The sequence below is a fragment of the Rhodococcus sp. WS1 genome, assembly GCF_003797745.1.
In the GTDB taxonomy this organism is placed as follows: domain Bacteria; phylum Actinomycetota; class Actinomycetes; order Mycobacteriales; family Mycobacteriaceae; genus Rhodococcus_F; species Rhodococcus_F erythropolis.
In genome coordinates this window covers 2,471,053-2,488,724 of the sequence record NZ_RKLZ01000002.1, presented here as the reverse complement: position 1 = coordinate 2,488,724, position 17,672 = coordinate 2,471,053, and the positions used below count along the sequence as shown (strand labels likewise).

Annotated in this window: 15 protein-coding genes; 4 read left to right on the top strand and 11 right to left on the bottom strand. The window is 61.5% G+C overall.

From position 1 onward, the window contains the following. Positions 1-3 precede the first annotated feature (3 nt). Positions 4-678: a DUF4145 domain-containing protein gene (locus EEB12_RS24410; RefSeq protein WP_141488641.1), complete on the top strand. Its 675-nt coding sequence runs from the start codon at positions 4-6 to the stop codon at positions 676-678. Here the strand turns inward: EEB12_RS24410 and EEB12_RS24405 are convergent. From EEB12_RS24405 to EEB12_RS24360, 10 genes are all read right to left on the bottom strand, one after another. After that, a complete protein-coding gene (locus tag EEB12_RS24405; RefSeq protein WP_258537194.1) occupies positions 675-1,949 on the bottom strand; it encodes a tyrosine-type recombinase/integrase in 1,275 nt (424 codons plus the stop codon). The genes EEB12_RS24410 and EEB12_RS24405 overlap by 4 nt on opposite strands. Positions 1,950-2,058: 109 nt before the next feature. Further along, complete coding sequence (locus EEB12_RS24400) at positions 2,059-2,718, bottom strand: recombinase family protein (protein WP_141488639.1); 660 nt, start codon at positions 2,716-2,718, stop codon at positions 2,059-2,061. A gap of 1,358 nt (positions 2,719-4,076) precedes the next feature. After that, positions 4,077-6,335, bottom strand: a complete 2,259-nt coding sequence (locus EEB12_RS24395; RefSeq protein WP_141488638.1) for a bifunctional DNA primase/polymerase — start codon at positions 6,333-6,335, stop codon at positions 4,077-4,079. A gap of 104 nt (positions 6,336-6,439) precedes the next feature. Further along, on the bottom strand, positions 6,440-6,835 hold the full coding sequence (locus EEB12_RS24390; RefSeq protein WP_141488637.1) for a hypothetical protein: 396 nt from the start codon (positions 6,833-6,835) through the stop codon (positions 6,440-6,442). A 193-nt stretch (positions 6,836-7,028) separates the two neighbouring features. Then, the gene (locus EEB12_RS24385) at positions 7,029-7,646 is read right to left on the bottom strand and encodes a hypothetical protein (protein WP_141488636.1); all 618 of its coding nucleotides are present in this window, start codon (positions 7,644-7,646) and stop codon (positions 7,029-7,031) included. Between the two features lie 407 nt (positions 7,647-8,053). Next, entirely contained in the window at positions 8,054-8,311 is a 258-nt protein-coding gene (locus EEB12_RS24380; RefSeq protein ID WP_141488635.1) for a hypothetical protein, read from the bottom strand. Between the two features lie 545 nt (positions 8,312-8,856). Then, positions 8,857-9,324 carry a hypothetical protein gene (locus EEB12_RS24375; RefSeq protein ID WP_141488634.1) on the bottom strand — a complete coding sequence of 156 codons (468 nt, stop codon included), beginning with the start codon at positions 9,322-9,324 and terminating at the stop codon, positions 8,857-8,859. Between the two features lie 454 nt (positions 9,325-9,778). Further along, positions 9,779-10,915 carry a hypothetical protein gene (locus tag EEB12_RS24370; protein ID WP_141488633.1) on the bottom strand — a complete coding sequence of 379 codons (1,137 nt, stop codon included), beginning with the start codon at positions 10,913-10,915 and terminating at the stop codon, positions 9,779-9,781. Between the two features lie 354 nt (positions 10,916-11,269). Beyond that, on the bottom strand, positions 11,270-12,349 hold the full coding sequence (ychF, locus tag EEB12_RS24365; protein ID WP_019744568.1) for a redox-regulated ATPase YchF: 1,080 nt from the start codon (positions 12,347-12,349) through the stop codon (positions 11,270-11,272). Positions 12,350-12,419: 70 nt separating this feature from the next. Then, the gene (locus tag EEB12_RS24360; RefSeq protein WP_019744569.1) at positions 12,420-12,923 is read right to left on the bottom strand and encodes a CD225/dispanin family protein; all 504 of its coding nucleotides are present in this window, start codon (positions 12,921-12,923) and stop codon (positions 12,420-12,422) included. Positions 12,924-13,012: 89 nt separating this feature from the next. On the opposite strand from EEB12_RS24360, the gene EEB12_RS24355 reads away from it, so the two are divergent. The 3 genes from EEB12_RS24355 to EEB12_RS24345 all read left to right on the top strand — a co-directional run bounded on the left by EEB12_RS24355 (position 13,013) and on the right by EEB12_RS24345 (position 17,187). Further along, positions 13,013-14,590, top strand: coding sequence for an FMN-binding glutamate synthase family protein (locus EEB12_RS24355; RefSeq protein WP_029255844.1), 1,578 nt, complete (start codon positions 13,013-13,015; stop codon positions 14,588-14,590). 111 nt (positions 14,591-14,701) lie between these two features. Next, entirely contained in the window at positions 14,702-16,984 is a 2,283-nt protein-coding gene (locus tag EEB12_RS24350; protein WP_019744571.1) for a carbon starvation CstA family protein, read from the top strand. Positions 16,985-16,986: 2 nt separating this feature from the next. Then, on the top strand, positions 16,987-17,187 hold the full coding sequence (locus EEB12_RS24345; protein ID WP_019744572.1) for a YbdD/YjiX family protein: 201 nt from the start codon (positions 16,987-16,989) through the stop codon (positions 17,185-17,187). 6 nt (positions 17,188-17,193) lie between these two features. On the opposite strand, the gene EEB12_RS24340 is transcribed toward EEB12_RS24345, so the two are convergent. Then, entirely contained in the window at positions 17,194-17,598 is a 405-nt protein-coding gene (locus tag EEB12_RS24340) for a hypothetical protein (protein WP_021345035.1), read from the bottom strand. Positions 17,599-17,672: the final 74 nt, after the last annotated feature.

Sequence of the window (17,672 nt, the reverse complement as noted above, 5' to 3'; positions counted from 1 at the left end):
CCCATGGCAGCAGAAGCGAACAGCCCTCAAGACGACGAGCGCAATCCCGACACGCTCCCGACCAGCCGAGACCCCAGTGGTACCTGTCCACGATGTGGGCGCGTCAGCAACTTCACTCCCGAGCAGTCGCTGAATCTAAGGAGCTCTGTCGAGTCCGTCACGCCTCTCCGATGCCAAGGCTGCCGGGACGCAATCATCGTGGTAGAAGCTTTCGGTCACCTGGATGGGGTTTCCAAATGGCGGGGCGTTCACTGGTGGCCTAAGCCGGGGCATCTTGAAGATGCGGCAGATGTCCCGACGAACCTTGCGAGTGCCTTCCAGGAAGGCGTGCGGTGTGTCGGCGTCGAGGCCCCGCACGCGGCCGTCGCTATGTTTCGCAACGCGCTAGCCCAGATCGTGCAGGACAAGGGCAGTGAGGAAGCCAGGAAGAAGCGCACGCTGAACGATGCCGTCAAACAGATGGCCGACGACCGCACACTGCACGACGGGTTTAAAGAATGGGCCGACCACGTTCGCACAGTCGGCAATGCTGGGGCACATCAAGAGACCTGGGATGAAATTCCACTGGAACAGGCGCAGGAATTACAGGATCTCGTCAAACACCTAATCGACACGCTTTACGTGCAGCCAGCGAAGCTTCGTCGCGCCATGCCAGCGACCAAACGCCCCAAGCTCTAGCCCCACATCTGGCGGACGTTCGACGGCTCCGGGTAGGTCGGGGCCGCGAACGCCGCGTTGAGCGCATCGGTCACTACGTCCGTCGAGTCCGCGTACAGGTGGCCGTAGGTGTCCATCGTGATCTTGAATGAGCTGTGGCCGAGGTGCGCTTGGATCGCCTTCGCGGGGACGTTCGCCGCAATCAGCAACGAAGCGCAGGTGTGGCGTAGCGCGTGGAAGGTGAGCGTGGCCGGCAATCCGGCCTCCTTCACCGACGCCTTCCACCATTTCAGATAAAAGTCTCGCCCCCAGTGCATCGGCGTATAGCCGTAGGGCGCTTCCTCCGACGCCACCGGCGACGGCCACACATAGGCTCCCGGCGCGAAGGCTGAACGCTGCTCTCCCGTCTCCAAATCCTTGTGGGTGAAGCGGCTTTGGCGTTCCGCGTGGCGCTTCAGCTCTTCTACTAGCGCGGAAGCGATCGGTACCACGCGGGTCTTGTTATTCTTCGGCGCCACGACATACCACTCGCTGGCGCTGATCGTGCTGATGGATTCCGCGACGGTCACGCGTCCCCGCAACAGGTCCACGTTCTCCCACCGGAGACCACAGCACTCCCCCGAACGCATTCCGGTCTGGGCCGCGAAGCGCACCAACATCCCGAAAGCGTCTCCGCTGGAGGAATCGCCATCCGCGACCACCTTCGCAGTGCCGACCGCGAGCCGTTCGACCTGGCTGGCGGAGAGATAGTGGACCTCCTCGCGGTGATGCTTCGGCATATCGTCCCGAGTCAGTCCGTTCGCTGGGTTTCCTCGGAGGTACCGCGCCCGCACAGCCGCGTCGAGAATCTGCTTCATCACCCGAACCGCGTTGTGGACGGTACCCGGCGCGAGGGGCTTGCCGGGCGCTACGGCGACGCCGGATCGCTTGCGTGCTTCCTCGAGACGTTCCCGTCGCCGACGGTCGCGCAGCGTATTCGGATTGGCGAGGTCGGGTTCCCCCTTGTTGTTGTGGTTGACGCGTTTCCCCTCTGTGCCGAGGAACGTAATCCACGCCACGAGGTCCATCGTGGTGATCGACCCGATGGCCCGGTGGGCGAACGTCGGGTAAATCCGGTGGTCGAGGATCGTGCGGTAGGCGTGTTCGGTCTTGGGCCGAAGGTTCCGCGACGCAAACCACAACTCCGCGACCTCTCGAAACTGGCGCTTGGCGTCGTTGGGGTCGATGTAGTCATCCCGGTTGCGGTCGCTCTTGATGTTGTCGAGGAACCGTTTCGCCTCCGTCTTGGTCATGAACGTCTTCGACTTGCGTTCGCCAGCGTCGTCATACCAGCGCGCCTGGTATCGGCCCGAACTCAGATCACGGATCGAATAACGGTTTGTTCCTGTGGTTTTCGGCATCTCAGATTACCCCACTCTGGTCGGTTGACTGGAAGAGGCGACGAACGGTGGACTCTTGCCACGTCGAGCGCCCAGCCGGGGACAGCACCCCTTCCGTGGTGAGCGTCCGCGCGATTCGCGCAAACGAAAGTCCCGCATTGCGTTCCATGACGATTCGGCGGACGACTGCTGGCTTCGCCAAGCGAGGCCGACCAATCGCCACGCCCGCCGCTTTCTTCTGGGCCAGCGCGTCTTTCGTTCGCTGCGAGATCATTCGGCGCTCAAACTCCGCGAACACCGCAAGCATTTGGGCCATTGCGTTACCGGCTGGGGTTGCGAGGTCAATTCCCATATCCAGAATCGACAGATTCCAACCCTGACGCTCAGCGGTAGCGAGGATTTCCGACGCGTGCTGGGACGAGCGCACCAGCCGATCCATCTTCGCCACGACCAGCCCATCCCCCTGACCCGACGCCAAGAGCTCGAGAGCCTCCCGCAGACCTTCGTTGACGTACTTTCCTGACTTGCCTTCGTCGCGGAACAACTCAATATCCCAGCCCCGCCGCTCGGCTTCAGCCATGATCGCTGCCTCCTGCGCGTCGAGACCTGCTCGACTATCGACCTGCTCCTCAGTGCTCACCCGCACGTATCCGAACATGTATGGCTTTTCAGTGACAGTCATGGTGGACCTCCTTGGTCGATTGATTGAATTCGGTTGGGCTAGCTAGGTAATTCGCCGTCAATACCGATTGGTGCGCAAGGAAAGCAGAAGATTTCGGGCTTGGTTTCGGGCTTGGTTTCGGGCTTGGTTTCGGGCTTGGTTTCGGGCTTGGTTTCGGGCGCGGTGGTCGAGCATTCGAGGACTACTCCGCTGGAGTCCTCGTGGTCGGGTCCGCGCAACAACGCCCCACACGTCGAGCAAACCTCACCATTTCGAGCATTACGAATCGCGTACATCTGCACTCTCCCTACATATTTCGAGGCTTAAACGACCGTTTCCGCCTTACGCCTCGAGACCGTACGCCGAATCCGCGTCGAGCACTACAAAGCCTGGTACAGACGTTGAGGGCTACGGCTGCGATGAAAGTTGAACGCTCAGTGCAGTATTCGTAGCCCAATTGCCACGTAACGTTGCCAAGCGTCACTACGTCCGATTCCCCTACTCGTCGCCGCAAGTCCTTGACAGATGGAATCAGGGGTCAATGAGTGTGGGTCTCGGACGTAAGCGCGCCGACGGGCGAGAGAGGCCGCGTCGGCGCGGGAAGTCAGAAAGGTTCCGGCCCCGGATCGACCCCATCCCACTCGACCGGCTCACCAGTCGTCACAGCAGGTGGGCGCAGTGGCACGGAGACTGGCGCGGCAGAACTCGCCATCGCATCGACCTCGGCCCACCTCTTCGCCTCCAGCTTCGCGTATCGCTCACGATCCGCGTCCAGAGTCCTCCGAAACCCTTGCTCTTGCAGCGTTTCTGCCAATGCTCAACCCCGCTCTGTTACTTGACTTTTGAATGAAATGTGAAGTCGCCTCGCGTACACGAGGGCCGACCGAAAGGGAAAGACAGATTTTCACGGTATTCCCTACCGTTTCAGTAGGGATCATCCTAAACTGCTCCCCATGCTAGTCCGCTCCCAACCTATAATGCTGCCTTCACCGCTTGAATTGCTGACAACTCAGAAGTTCTGTCCACCAACCAATTCCAGCCTGAGATCTGGGTGATTCAGCTTCTCCGAACTCTGGCCAGTTCGGTCGCCGCTTCAGTAGTAGTAGTCCTATCCGGCGAGCGAGTACCCCGCTCGCCGAGTAGTAGTCCCTCCTACGGAGGGGACTAACACTACTCAGTGTTATTGACTAACACCGGATAACACGGATAACACTCAGTGTTATCCGGTCCTAGTCAGTACTATCCGATAACACTGACTAGGACTCGGACCCCAGGCTTTAAGGCCCTCACCAACCCAAACCAACCCAGATCCAACCCAGATCCAACCAAGACTCATGATCACGACTAACTATGATCGGCTCCTCGACCGTTTCCCATTACTACTCTGCCCCATTAACTTTGAACTCCGAAGCACTCACAGAAGTCCACGCATGCCCTTCCGAGAACGGGTCCACCGGGCCGACCGTGTACAGCTTCGAGTTCCCCGGCCCCGGTTGCTCATTGAGCCAACCCCGCCCCACACACGACTCGCGCCCGGCCTTCAACAACTTCCCCTTCCCTCCGGGCTTGCTGTCTGTCGTGGAGATTCCGAGCGCTTCGTTGAAGTCGCCTGCCTTGAAAGGCCGTGGCGCTTCGCCGCGCTCTTTCGCTGCGGCTTCGTGGTCTCGGACTACCTTGTACACATCCAAAGCCCAACGCCCCGTCTCATTTTCGGCCTTTGAGCCCTTCTCCGATGTGGCTGAAAGCCGCCGCGTCGGTGCGTCATAGTCCAACGTGAACACCGGTACCGACACATCGCGCCCACGGGCGGTGAGGTAGCGCAGGTTGTCGGGTGGGGATTCGTTGACGGTGCCGCCGTGGGTATACGACCACTTCACACTCATCCAATCCTCCAACCGATACGCGCCCCGCGCTCGAATATCCCCACCATTCGCGGACGAGCTGCCGGAGTGCGCCGCGAGCACGACCAGCGACAACCCCGCCCGCCGCGCAATCCGATCAATCGCATTCGTCCAGGCGCGGGTGTCGTCGTTGCTGTTTTCGTCGTGATTGATCGCGGCCCCGTACGGATCAACCACCCACACCGACGATTGCCGACTGAGCAGCAGGTTCACGATGTGGTCTTCGACGTGGTCAGCGGGCAGGGGGACCTTGTAGCCCTTCCACGGGTCCAAGTACAGCCGGTGGTGACGCTCGACGTCGTCGCCCAACCCCATATCCCGAATCCAGTTCTCGGACATCGTTTTCTCCAACTCGAAGTTGGAGTATGTGATTGAGCTTCCGACGGGCAGATTCCCAATCTCGTACTTGCCGAGGAACTTCGCGCCTGTCACCATCGCCACCACCAGATTCATCACGAGCGTGGTTTTGCCGGCCTTAGCTTCGGCAACGAGCAGCACGTTCGACCCGACGGGCGCCAGGTCCTCGACCACGTACCGGACCGGTGTCGGGTCCTTCGCCAACTCGACCAGAATCTCTTCGGACTGGGGTGGAGCTTCCCAGCCCTCCACCGCGAGGTCGTGTTTCGCGAGCTGCCGCGCCTTCATCTGCCTACGGGCAGCGATCCGCTGTTGTTCGATTGCGGCGGTGTCAGCCTCCTCATCGTCCAAGAACGATCCGCCCTCGATCAGCTCATGCCAAAACCCGCCCGGAGACAACGCTTCCGAAGCGATCCGCAGTCCTTCCAGCTGCACTTTCGGCGTCGGATCGCCAGCCACCAACCGCGCACCCGACCGAACCAGCCGGTCGAACTCCGCGCCAGGGTTCCGCTCAGCGTCATCAATGGCCACAACGAACGCCGCCCTCAGTATGTCGAGTGCTTTCTGCACGCCGGTTTCGCCTTGCTCTCCCAGTCGTAGAAGCGCGCCAACGCTTGATCGTGTGTTCTCGTGCCGCGAACCAGACAGGTCCCGAACGGCGTTGCCGAGAAGAGCGGCGACCACTACCGACATCGCCCCGCTCGGAAGCGCGGAGAGAAGGTCCGTTGCGGCCTCCTGACTCGCTAGCTGAGTCGGTTGCGTGACGTTCGCGGTTAAAGCCTCGACTAGCCGCGTCGGCAACTCCGAAAGGTCGCCCGGAGCCGGTGGGGTCAACGAGACGTTCCCCTCTGGATCGCGCCAGCGGTACTGGTCGCCGGTTTCGGGATGGATGCTCGGGAAGACCACCGAGTAGCGATGGCCGGGGTGGATGAGTTCGACGTCATTTCCGGGTAGCTTGCTCGGCCAAGTCAGCCCTTCGGGTACTCGATAGAAACGCTGCTCACTGCCGTCTGACCGAGAAGTTGAGGTCCACGTCGCCGGAAACTCGCACCCGACCTCAACCTCGAAAGCAGACAACGTCGCCGCGCCGACTTTCCCATCGTGCGTCGTATCGACGTCAACCGCCACCACCCCGTCGTGCAGCCGCAGTCCGAGGTTGCCGTCGGGAGATTCTCTGCGCCACAACTTGATCTGCGCAGGGTCTGGGTACGGCGCAGTTTTGCCGGTCCATCCGGTCGGCGGAGGGTACTTCTGGCCAGGCGGCAACGGAATCGGTGAGCGCCAGCCCGCTTTGAAGTACGTGGCAGCGAGCGCGCCAAAGCCCTTATTTCTGTTGATCGTTCGATCGTTGGTAGATTGCGTGGAGGTTGCGTCGGTCATGATGGTTCCTTCTGGGAAGTGTTCTAAGAGCGTGGGTTCGAGTGGGGGTTCGAGCCGGAGTCCGAACCCGAACCCCACACAAATTCGAGCTGGTCGGTTATGCCCTACCCGTCGAAACCTCTGTTGTAGTCCCACTTCGGAGGCAAGATCACCACCGCGCCATCGCGCCGACTAAGCCGCTTTCCGGGAACCAGCTTCGTCAGTCCCTCTCCCTCATCTCCCCATCGTCCAAGGTGATTAATCTCGCCGTTCGCCAAGACGACGTACGAAACCGCCGCATCTGCACCAACTGCGATGTTTCCGGTGACATAGGTGACAAGCGCGACCGCAAGTCGCGGTTCACCCACAACCTCCTCATCGAGTTCAATCTCGTTGACTACATACATCTCTGGCGGCAAAGCAACGACCTTCGCTCGACTCTCTTCACGTGCGGCCTCCTCGAAGGCCGCTGCGGTTTCCGGGTCGTCGTAGTCGAGCGCGGGTCCGGTAGAATCGTTCATGTGAAGTCCTTTGTCGACTGAGTGGTTTCGGGAAGGCAAGGAAAGGTTGGTGGGGCTGGTACCCCGTTGGCCGGCAACGTCCCCGGCGCTCCCCTAGCGTCGGGGGCGTTTTGTTTGTGCAGGAACGGATTCCCCGGATGACTCCAGAGCATGGAACCGACCCCGAAGGCAGCCAGATAGCTCAGCATCTGCATCACGATCGGCCTCCGCCACTCGGGAACCAGGACAGCCCATTTCCCTCCGAATCACACCGAGCGCGAGCGCGGTCCCCGAGCACACCCATGACGACCGTCGGCCCACACGAAACCAGAAGAATCGCGCTGTCTGCGTGGATCGAGTAGTCGGGTTCCGAAGCAGACAAGTCGCGGCGATACTCCTGCCACTGACCTCCCATCCCCGTCCAGTCCGTCGCGCCGGATCGGTCATACCGATCCCGGTCACACTGCAGCAGGGGCGCTGACGCCCTCCCTCTTTCTCGTGCGGCTAGCTGCTCGTCGTACCGAGCTACCGCGTCGTGTCCCGATACGGCATCTAGTTCCGGCTCTTCCCGGAGGTACTTTGCGCGCTGAATCTCCAACGCGTGCAGCAGCAGTGCTCGGGCGTACTCTTCCAACGTCCAGACGATGGAGACTGGATACAGAACCAAGCGCCGGTGACGATAGTCCAGATCCAGGGTGTCAATCGACCACCACAGCAAGCAAGGCGCGGCCGGATCATCACGAGCCACATCGAGAGCCTGGCGCTGCAGCGCGTGATTGATCCCGTCCTTCAGCAGGAGAAGCGGCTGGTCGCGATCAGCAAGCTCGAACACACCAGAACGCGAGTAGGGCGGAGCTGGGATTGCTTCTCCATCGACTCCGAGCGCGTGCTCATCCCACCCGCGCATACCCGGTTCAACCCACTGAAAGTCAGCTCGGTCGATACACCGAACATTCGTGCCAAAGGACTCGTCACGAACTAGTTGTGTCGGTTCGTTGTAGCCGTGCGTTTGCTCCATCGTTCGCGGAGCCCAACCAAGACCCCGCGACAGCCCTTCGCGATGGTCCGCGACGAAACGACCTACCCAAGGATGATCGAAATACCCAGCGCTGTAGTCAGTTTGACGACCAAGCATCAGTTCCGAAGGGTCACCCGACGGTTCTGGAAAGTGAATGTCACCTTGCAGTGCGTCGTATTTTGCGACCAGCTCAGCGCGCCGCCGGGCGGAAATGTTGTCGGTCATGCGGCACCGTCGGAGGTTCCGATGCGACGCATACCTTTGACCCATTCGGCGATGTCTTCTGCCGTGTAGTGCCGGACTCCTCGAATGAAGTAATGGGCCAGATTGCCACGCTCAGTCTCCCGCTTGATGAAGCTCAGTGTGCACCGGAAGTATTCGGCGCTTGTGAACTCGGCGGCGGCTTCAGCGCGCATGAAGCGACTCGGAGCGATGGAATCCGAGGTGGCCTTGGACGGCTCGGTAAGTGCCGTAGTCATACGAGACATAATTTGGGTTCCTTTCGGGTGGCTAGATAGCCAGGAACCGCGCCCAGAAACGAGAAAACGCCGAATGAGAGCACAGCCCTGACGGGACAAGATGGGCCTCCGGCCCAAACTGCGAGCCTCGCGGCTCAGCTGTGGGCCTACAGGCCCGTTCTCTCAATTCGACGTAGAAGTTATGTCACTCCGCGCTCGGAGGACTCGTAAGAACTATATCCGATCCGAACCGATCCGGTCGAATCGAAGCCGATCCGACCCAATCAATACCGAAGTCCCGCAACACTTTCTAACCTACCGGCGGTCGGGAGTCCGCCAGACAATACAACAAACCCCGACCGCTGAGCGTGAATCGGTCGGGGTTTGTTGTCGTCGCAGCCGGGACAAGTCAACCGATCACACGACGCGCGAAGAGGCACGGACAAGTCAACGTGCTGTCCCCTCCGTGATTCCGCGTGAACGTGGGCGCTCACGCGGAAGTATTAAATGAAGTTGTCGGGGCGGGGTCCGACCCGGAAGCGCCCGAGACGGACCCCGCGAGGTCACTAGCGACCGACTTTGCGACCGGATGAGCTGCCACGAGCCGAAGTTGCGCGGCGGGCGCGACCCTTCGTCCCCGTCGATATCTTCGACCCGGCAGATTTGGTCGAGGCTCTGGGCTTCGACTGCTTGCGGGACGTGACCTTCACCGACCCGGTGCGATTCTTGAGGTCAGATGAAACGTGGACCTTGGTTTTGGCGTTGGGCTTCTGCGAGACCGCGATGCTGCCTTTGACGAGGATTTGCCGACCTCCCGGCGCGCGGTAGACCGCGCCGACCTTCGCGCCCGTGAACTTCCCATCAGCAGAAGTCCCAATGCGCGAGTGATCTTGGAGGCTGCCGGATACGTACCGCTTCCGCATGGCCTTGCTTCCGAGTGCGCCGCCGATAGCGGCACCCGCCGCAGCGCCAGCGATTGAGCCGCCCGAACGAGCAAACCGGCCGCGTGCATCGCGCTTGTAGTTGCGGCTCATGACGATCGACCTCGTCTCAGTCGGGCCGCACCACGCACCGCGTCCGCCGTCATATCGACCGGCGGAGCCATGCCCTTGTACCGACCGCCCTGCGATGGCGGCGCATCTTCAAGACCGGGTGGAGTCGGCCCCGGCCCCCAGCTGAACTCGCTGGGTCCGGGAGTACTGCCACGCTTGAGCATTACCGACTCCTCACTCGACCTGTGCTGTCGAGGCCGCGGGTCGACATTCGGGGTATCGCTGTAGACCTACCAGACGTTGCCGCTGTACTCGCGCGCTTCGCGGCTTGCCGACGACCAGCGCGGTTCGGCGGTTGAGCCGCCGACGACTTGGACGCTGAGACGAACCTGCCGTGAGAGTCACGAAGTTTCGGCTTGGTTGCCTTCGACTTTGCTGCCCCCGCCTGAACTCTCGCAGCGACTCGCCGCTTGTTCGACTTGGTAGCCATCACGGATCACCGCCAAGTCAATTGCGACGGCGCGGAATACGTTGCGCCCGTTGTAATCTGAACGCAGACCGCAGCGCCGCGATGCCGAACACCTACGCCGAACTGGCGCGCAAAGAAGCTCTCCTGCAACGGATACGCCGGAACCGTACCGGGAAACAGACGGAGACCGTGGTATGCCGTATTGGTGTGCTGCCGGAATGCGACAGGATTGAGGTCGCTGCTCGGCCCGCCGGTAGCGACGACCGTGAAATATCCGGCAGGAATGAACTCCGACTGGATTACGAGCAGTTCACCATACGAACCGAGCACAGGAAGACGGTTGAACTCTGCGGGTGCGACAGCTCCGACGACGTTGTCCGGCTGAAGGTACGCGGGCGCACCCACCGAGGGGATGAAGTCCCACTTCGCAATTGGGCCTGCCAGTTCTGCCCCGTACTTTGCGCGGCTCTCTTCACCTGCGCGCCACGAGCGAACGTCCTCTGCTTCTTGCGGATTTACGAGCAACAACACTTTGGAGCCTGTCTTGCGGCCATACCCCTTGGACGTGACCATGCGTGCTGCATCTTCCACGTCGGAGGAATCAATCACGGGCGCACCCGAGGCGATGTAGTGGTTGGTGTTCTCTGCGAATGTCTTGCCGAGGTACGACGGTGGGGTGATTCCATCGGTGCCGGTATACAGACCATAGACCGGAACATGGAACTCATTCTCACGCTGCGCCGGATCGAAAAGACGTCCGAGAATCGAAGTGCTGACTTTCCGATTGTCGGCTTCGATAATCGAGGCAAAGAGCGCCTCGATCTGGCGTGAGTCCGCGTCGCGGAGGTACTTCCACGTGCTTCGAGTCGCCATATCGAAGTCGCGAATGGTGTAGCCGACCTTGAGCGCCTCGTTCGGAATCCGCGCAGACTGCGGCACACCGAACTCCGACGCTTCCTCAAACTCCAAATCGGAGGTGGACTGCGGAACCGCGTCGGCTTGGCTTGTCGTCGGATAGCTGAGAAGTTGGGTGATTGCGCTGCGCTCTTCGTTGTAGATCGAGAGCGCCAGTTGCTGCTCGGCCCAAATCGAATTGAGATCTACGCCGTCCGCGCTGCGTGTGACGATTGCGGATTCTTCGGAAAAGCCGCGATTTCTTGCCATGAAATGCTCCAGGAGAGAGCCAGCCCTTTGGCTGGAAACGGGGTAATGGACACCCGGTCGCGCTCCGCGCAGTGCCGGGGTGGGGCACTACCCCGTGGAGACGTTGTAACTCCGGGCGCTCTCACGAGCGAATCAACCGGCTTACCGGGCCGACTCTACGCCGCCGATCCGCGACGAAATCGACGCGGAAATTCGTCACGCCCATCCCCGTTTCATCCCCGCCCATCCCCGTACCGATCCGGTCCGATCCCGAACCGATCACGTACCGATACGGACCAAAAAAGCCTCTGACCTGCCGGGATAACGGCAAGGCAGAGGCCCTGTCCAGCGGCTACGCTGGATCAAAAAATCCCATCAAACGTTGAAGCGGAACTCCACCACATCGCCGTCGGCCATGACGTATTCCTTACCCTCCATGCGGACCTTGCCTGCAGCCTTGGCTGCGGCCATGGAACCCGCCTCGACGAGGTCGTCGAAGGACACGATTTCAGCCTTGATGAAGCCGCGCTCGAAGTCGGTGTGAATGACGCCGGCAGCCTGGGGCGCGGTGTCACCCTTGTGGATCGTCCAGGCGCGAGCTTCCTTCGGACCAGCCGTCAGGTAGGTCTGCAGTCCGAGGGTGTGGAAGCCGGTACGCGCGAGAGCGTGCAGGCCCGGCTCGGTCTGACCGATCGAGTCGAGCATTTCCTGGCGGTCTTCCTCGTCGAGCTCGAGGAGTTCCTGCTCGACCTTCGCGTCGAGGAACACAGCGTCGGCCGGTGCAACGGATGCGCGCAATTCCGCAACCTTCGCTGCGTCGGTGAGCACAGACTCGTCGGCGTTGAAGACGTACAGGAAGGGCTTGGTGGTGAGCAGGCTCAGTTCACGCAGCAGCGAGAAGTCGAGCTTGTCCTTGACGCTGAACAGCGTCGTACCCTCGTTGAGGAAAGCCTGAGCCTTCAGTGCCTCGTCGTGGGCCGGCTTGAGCTCCTTGTTCTTGCGAGCTTCCTTGTCCAGACGCGGGAGAGCCTTTTCCAAGGTCTGCATGTCGGCGATCACGAGCTCGGTCTCGATGACTTCGATATCGGAGGCCGGGTCGACCTTGCCGTCGACGTGGATGACGTCGTCGTCGGCGAAGACGCGAACTACCTGGCAGATGGCGTCCGCTTCACGGATGTTGGCCAGGAACTTGTTACCAAGGCCTGCGCCCTCGGACGCGCCCTTCACGATTCCCGCGATGTCGACGAACGACACGGTCGCGGGGAGGATGCGCTCGGAGCCGAAGATCTCGGCGAGCTTCTGCAGCCGCGGATCGGGCAGCTCGACCAGGCCGACGTTGGGTTCGATGGTCGCGAACGGGTAGTTCGCTGCCAACACGTCGTTGTTGGTCAGTGCATTGAAAAGGGTGGACTTGCCGACGTTGGGCAGTCCGACGATTCCGAGGGTAAGGCTCACGGTCTGTGGATTCTACGGCCTCGCCGCGACGTGACGGGTACTCGCCCCACCGTCACGTCGCGGCAGGTGATCAGTTGTAGGTATACGAATCGACGGACGACACGATCGCAACCAGGAAGATGACGTAGAACGCGATGAACAGCACCCAGCAGATGACGGCTATGAGGAGCGAGATCTGACCGAGCTTCTTCACCCGCTCGGACGCGTACTGCGCGCCCTGGTGATCGCCCATCGCCCACTTCGGGTAGATGTCGTGGAGATGGTTGAACGCGGCGAACGCGATAGGCCAGAAGAAGATGATCGACGCGACGGCCCATCCCGCGTTGGACTTCGGCGGACCGTACTGAGGCGCCGCGTACGTGGGTGCGGCGCTGTACTGCTGGGTCGCGCTGTACTGCTGACCGGTCGGATACTGCTGTCCGGCTGAGTACTGCGGGTCGGTCGGGTACTGCTGGCCCGTCGGATACTCCTGGCCGGCTGAATATTGCTGACCGGCTGAATACTGCTGGCCCGCCGGATACTGCTGCTCCTTCGGATCCTGCGGGTCGGTCGGATATTGCGGTTCGGTCATCATTCCCCCAAAGAGTCGGATTCGGTTCTCTATCGCAGAACCTAGTGGAGACTTACCGCTGCCGTGTCACAGTGGGCGCCTACGCTCTCGAGGTGACTCGGATGCTGATCGTGCTCTTGATATGGATAGTGGGTCTCGGCACCGCCGCGCTCGCAATCGTCGCCTCGCCCGGATGGTGGGTGATCGCTGTCGTCACTCTCGCGCTGGCGGCGATGGGCACCTATGACCTCACTCAGAGGTCCCACAGCATCCTCCGTAACTATCCGGTCCTGGGGCACGCGCGATTCCTCCTCGAGAAGATTCGACCGGAGATCCAGCAGTACTTCGTCGAATCATCCACCGATGGAATGCCATTCGATCGCGAAACGCGAGATCTGGTTTACGAGCGGGCAAAGGGAACACTGGCGGAAGAGCCCTTCGGGACCGAGCGCGACGTCAATGCGATCGGCTACGAGTTCATGACGCATTCGATTCGCGCACGGACCGCCCCCGACACCGTTCCGCGAGTTCGCCTCGGCGGACGCGATTGCACGAAGCCGTACGACATCGCTCTCTTGAACGTCTCCGCGATGAGCTTCGGGTCGTTGTCCGCCAACGCAATCGAGGCCCTCAACGCCGGCGCCGCCAAAGGCGGCTTCGCCCACGACACCGGCGAAGGCGCGATCAGTCCGTATCACCGCAAACACGGCGGCGATCTGATCTGGGAAATTGCCTCGGGATATTTCGGATGCCGAACCGAGGACGGCCGATTCGATCCTGACCGGTTTGCCGAGCGTGCCGGCCTCGATCAGGTGAAGGCCATTTCGATCAAGCTCTCGCAAGGTGCGAAACCCGGGTTGGGTGGCGTGCTTCCCGGAGTCAAGGTCTCCCCCGAAATCGCCGAAACCCGCGGGGTACCCGTCGGCCAGACCGTGATTTCGCCACCCGCGCATACCGCGTTCAGCACCCCGGTCGAACTGGTCGATTTCATCGCGACCCTGCGAAAACTGTCGGGCGGCAAGCCAGTCGGTATGAAACTGTGCGTCGGCTCGCGTCGCGAATTCCTCGGAATCTGCAAGGCGATGATCGAACGCGGCATCACGCCGGACTTCATCATCGTCGACGGTTCCGAAGGCGGCACCGGCGCAGGTCCGGTGGAATTCGAGGACCACATGGGCATGCCGTTGACCGAAGGCCTGATGCTCGTGCACAACGCCTTGGTGGGAACCGGTCTGCGCGCTCTCGTGAAAGTCGGCGCTTCCGGAAAGGTGGCGAGCGGTTCCGACATCGTCAAACGCATCATCCAAGGCGCAGACTTCACGATGGCTGCCCGCGCAATGATGTTCGCAGTGGGCTGCATTCAGGCCCAGATGTGCCACACAAACCGCTGCCCGGTCGGCGTTGCCACTCAGGATCCGGCGCGCACCCGCGCACTCGACATCCCCGACAAGAGCGAGCGCGTCTACCGCTTCCAGAAGGCAACTGTCGCCAGCGCACAACAGATGATCGCGTCGATGGGCATCGATTCGTTCGACCAACTGCAACCGGGAATGCTCAACCGCCGCGTCGACGGTCTCACCACGCGTACCTATGCCGACCTGTTCGACTGGCTGATGCCGGGCGAACTGCTCGACTCCCCGCCGCAGAGCTGGCTCACCGATTGGATCGACGCCGACGCTCACCGATTCTGACGCCGGTCGACTCCCGCGCCACAGATCGCGCGGATTCACCCGTCTGGTCCTACAGTGACAGATGGCCCGCTGTGACGGCGGCCACACTGCACTAGTGGACGGAGTTCGACGATGAGCTTGACGACTGCGCCGGAACCAAATGTCGAGTACCTGAAAACCGATCCTGACCTGCCACCTGTCGGCGTCATCGACAAAACACCCATTTCCACCACTGCGCGCGTCGTCTTCCTCGTTCTCGGACTGGTCGGCGCGGGCTCCTGGTACATGATTGCGATCGTCCGCGGTGAACACATCAGCGCCGTGTGGTTCGTGTTGGCCGCAATCTGTACCTATCTGATCGCCTACCGCTTCTATGCGCGGTTGATCGAACGCAAGATCGTCAAGCCTCGCGACGACGTCGCAACTCCCGCCGAGATCATGGAGAACGGCGCCGACTACATGCCGACCGACCGTCGGGTGCTGTTCGGTCACCACTTCGCGGCAATCGCCGGTGCCGGTCCCCTGGTCGGACCCGTCCTGGCGGCGCAGATGGGATATCTTCCGGGAACGATCTGGATCATCGTCGGCGTGGTGTTCGCCGGGGCGGTGCAGGACTTCATGGTCCTGTGGATCTCGTCGAAGCGCCGCGGGCGCAGCCTCGGTCAGATGGCTCGCGAAGAACTCGGCCTCGTCGGCGGCGTCGCCGCATTGATCGGCGTGTTCGTCATCATGATCATCCTCATCGCCGTTCTCGGACTTGTGGTCGTCAATGCGCTCGCCGAGTCCCCGTGGGGTGTGTTCTCGATCGCGATGACCATCCCCATCGCCCTGTTCATGGGCGTGTACCTGAGGTATCTGCGGCCGGGCAAGGTTTCCGAAGTCTCCCTGATCGGCGTCGTCCTGCTTCTCCTGGCCATCGTCTCCGGTGGTTGGGTAGCCGATACCGGTTGGGGCGCAGACTGGTTCACACTCTCGAAGGTCACCATTGCGTGGCTGATGATCGCGTACGGATTCGCCGCTTCGGTGCTGCCGGTCTGGCTGCTCCTGGCACCGCGCGACTATTTGTCGACGTTCATGAAGGTCGGCACCATCGCGCTGCTGGCCATCGGAATTCTGGTCGCACGACCCGCGCTGAACATGCCTGCAGTGACGCCGTTCGCCTCCAACGGCGAAGGCCCGGCCTTTGCCGGTTCACTGTTCCCGTTCCTATTCATCACCATTGCCTGTGGCGCACTCTCGGGCTTCCACGCGCTGATCGCGTCCGGCACGACGCCGAAGCTGCTCGAGAAGGAAAGCCAGACCAAGATGATCGGTTACGGCGGCATGCTGACCGAATCGTTTGTCGCGATCATGGCTCTGGTCACCGCCTGCATCCTCGATCAGCACCTGTACTTCGCACTCAACGCTCCCGCGGCGCTGACCGGTGGAACACCGGAAACCGCAGCCGAATACGTCAACAATCTGCCCCTCGGCACCGCCCCCATCACACCGGACGTGCTGACGCAGGCAGCCGAGGCCGTCGGGGAAGAATCGATCATCTCGAGAACCGGCGGCGCCCCGACGCTCGCGTTCGGCATGTCCGAAGTGCTCAGCGACGTCTTCGGCGGCGACTCGCTGAAATCGTTCTGGTACCACTTCGCGATCATGTTCGAGGCTCTCTTCATCCTCACCACGATCGATGCCGGCACTCGCGTCGCTCGATTCATGCTCTCGGACTCGCTCGGCAACTTCGGCGGTCCGGCAAAGAAGTTCAAGGACCCGTCGTGGCGCATCGGCGCGTGGCTGTGCTCGCTGATCGTCGTCGCTGCGTGGGGCGCGATCCTGCTCATGGGTGTCACCGATCCGCTCGGCGGAATCAACACGCTCTTCCCACTCTTCGGCATCGCCAACCAACTTCTGGCCGCGATCGCACTGACGGTGGTCATGACGATCGTCATGAAGAAGGGCCTGTTCAAATGGGCCTGGATCCCCGGCGTGCCATTGGTGTGGGACCTGGTCGTGACTATGACCGCGTCGTACCAGAAGATCTTCTCCGACAACCCCGCGATCGGTTACTGGGCTCAGCACAACGTGTTCAAGGATGCGAAGGCCGCAGGTGAGACGGCGCACGGTTCTGCGAAGACTCCGGAGGCCATCGATGCCGTCATTCGCAACACCTTCATTCAGGGCACGTTGTCGATCATCTTCGCGTCACTGGTGATTGTCGTCGTCATCGCCGGGATCATCGTATGTGCCAAGGCAATCCGAGCGGGCGGGCTGCCGACCACCGAGTCCCCGGAGGAACCGTCGAAGATCTTCGGTCCCGCAAGCTTCATTCCGACGCCCGCGGAGAAGGAAATCCAGAAGGAATGGGACGAGCTCATCAAAGCCGGGAAGGTCCGAGCACCCGGCGCCGCGCACGGAGGTGGGCACTGACCATGACCATGACGGCAAAACTCACCACAGCGTTCCGCGGAACGCTGTGGTGGGTTCGCTCGGTGATGGGTGATCTCGACTATCAGCGCTACGTCGAGCACACCCGACGCCACCACGCCGACTCACCGGTGATCAGCGAACGAGAGTTCTGGCGCCGCCGGCATGCAGCAGCCGACGCCAACCCGGGCGCCCGCTGCTGCTGAATCCGGTCAGGGGCAGGTGGCCTTAGCGAGTTCGTAAATGTGGCCGGCCTGCTCGTCGGTGGGCTTGTTGCCGTTGTTCTCGGCCAGGTCGGTGATCTTGGACTTGACCTCCGCCTCGTCCGTGCCGTTGGCGACCTCCGTGCACGTGGCCGTCAAGATCTCCTCGATGTCTGCGTCGTCGCGGTTCTCCGCCAACGGTCCGTAAGCCCCACGGAAGGTGGCGACGAACAACGCCGTCTTGCCCTGGTCGATGGCGTTGCCCGCTGACTGCTTCGCCGTCTCGAGCGCCTGTTGCCCGCTCGTGACTGCCTCGCTGATCTTGTTCTGCGCGTTGTCCTGATCCTCGGTGCTACACGCGGTGAGCCCGAGAACGACGATTGCTGCTGCCCCGACTGCTGCTGCGATTCTCATGACGGAAATGTTAGTCCGGTCGGCATGCTTCAAAACACAGAATTGCATCGCAACACACGAGTTATCGCATGCAG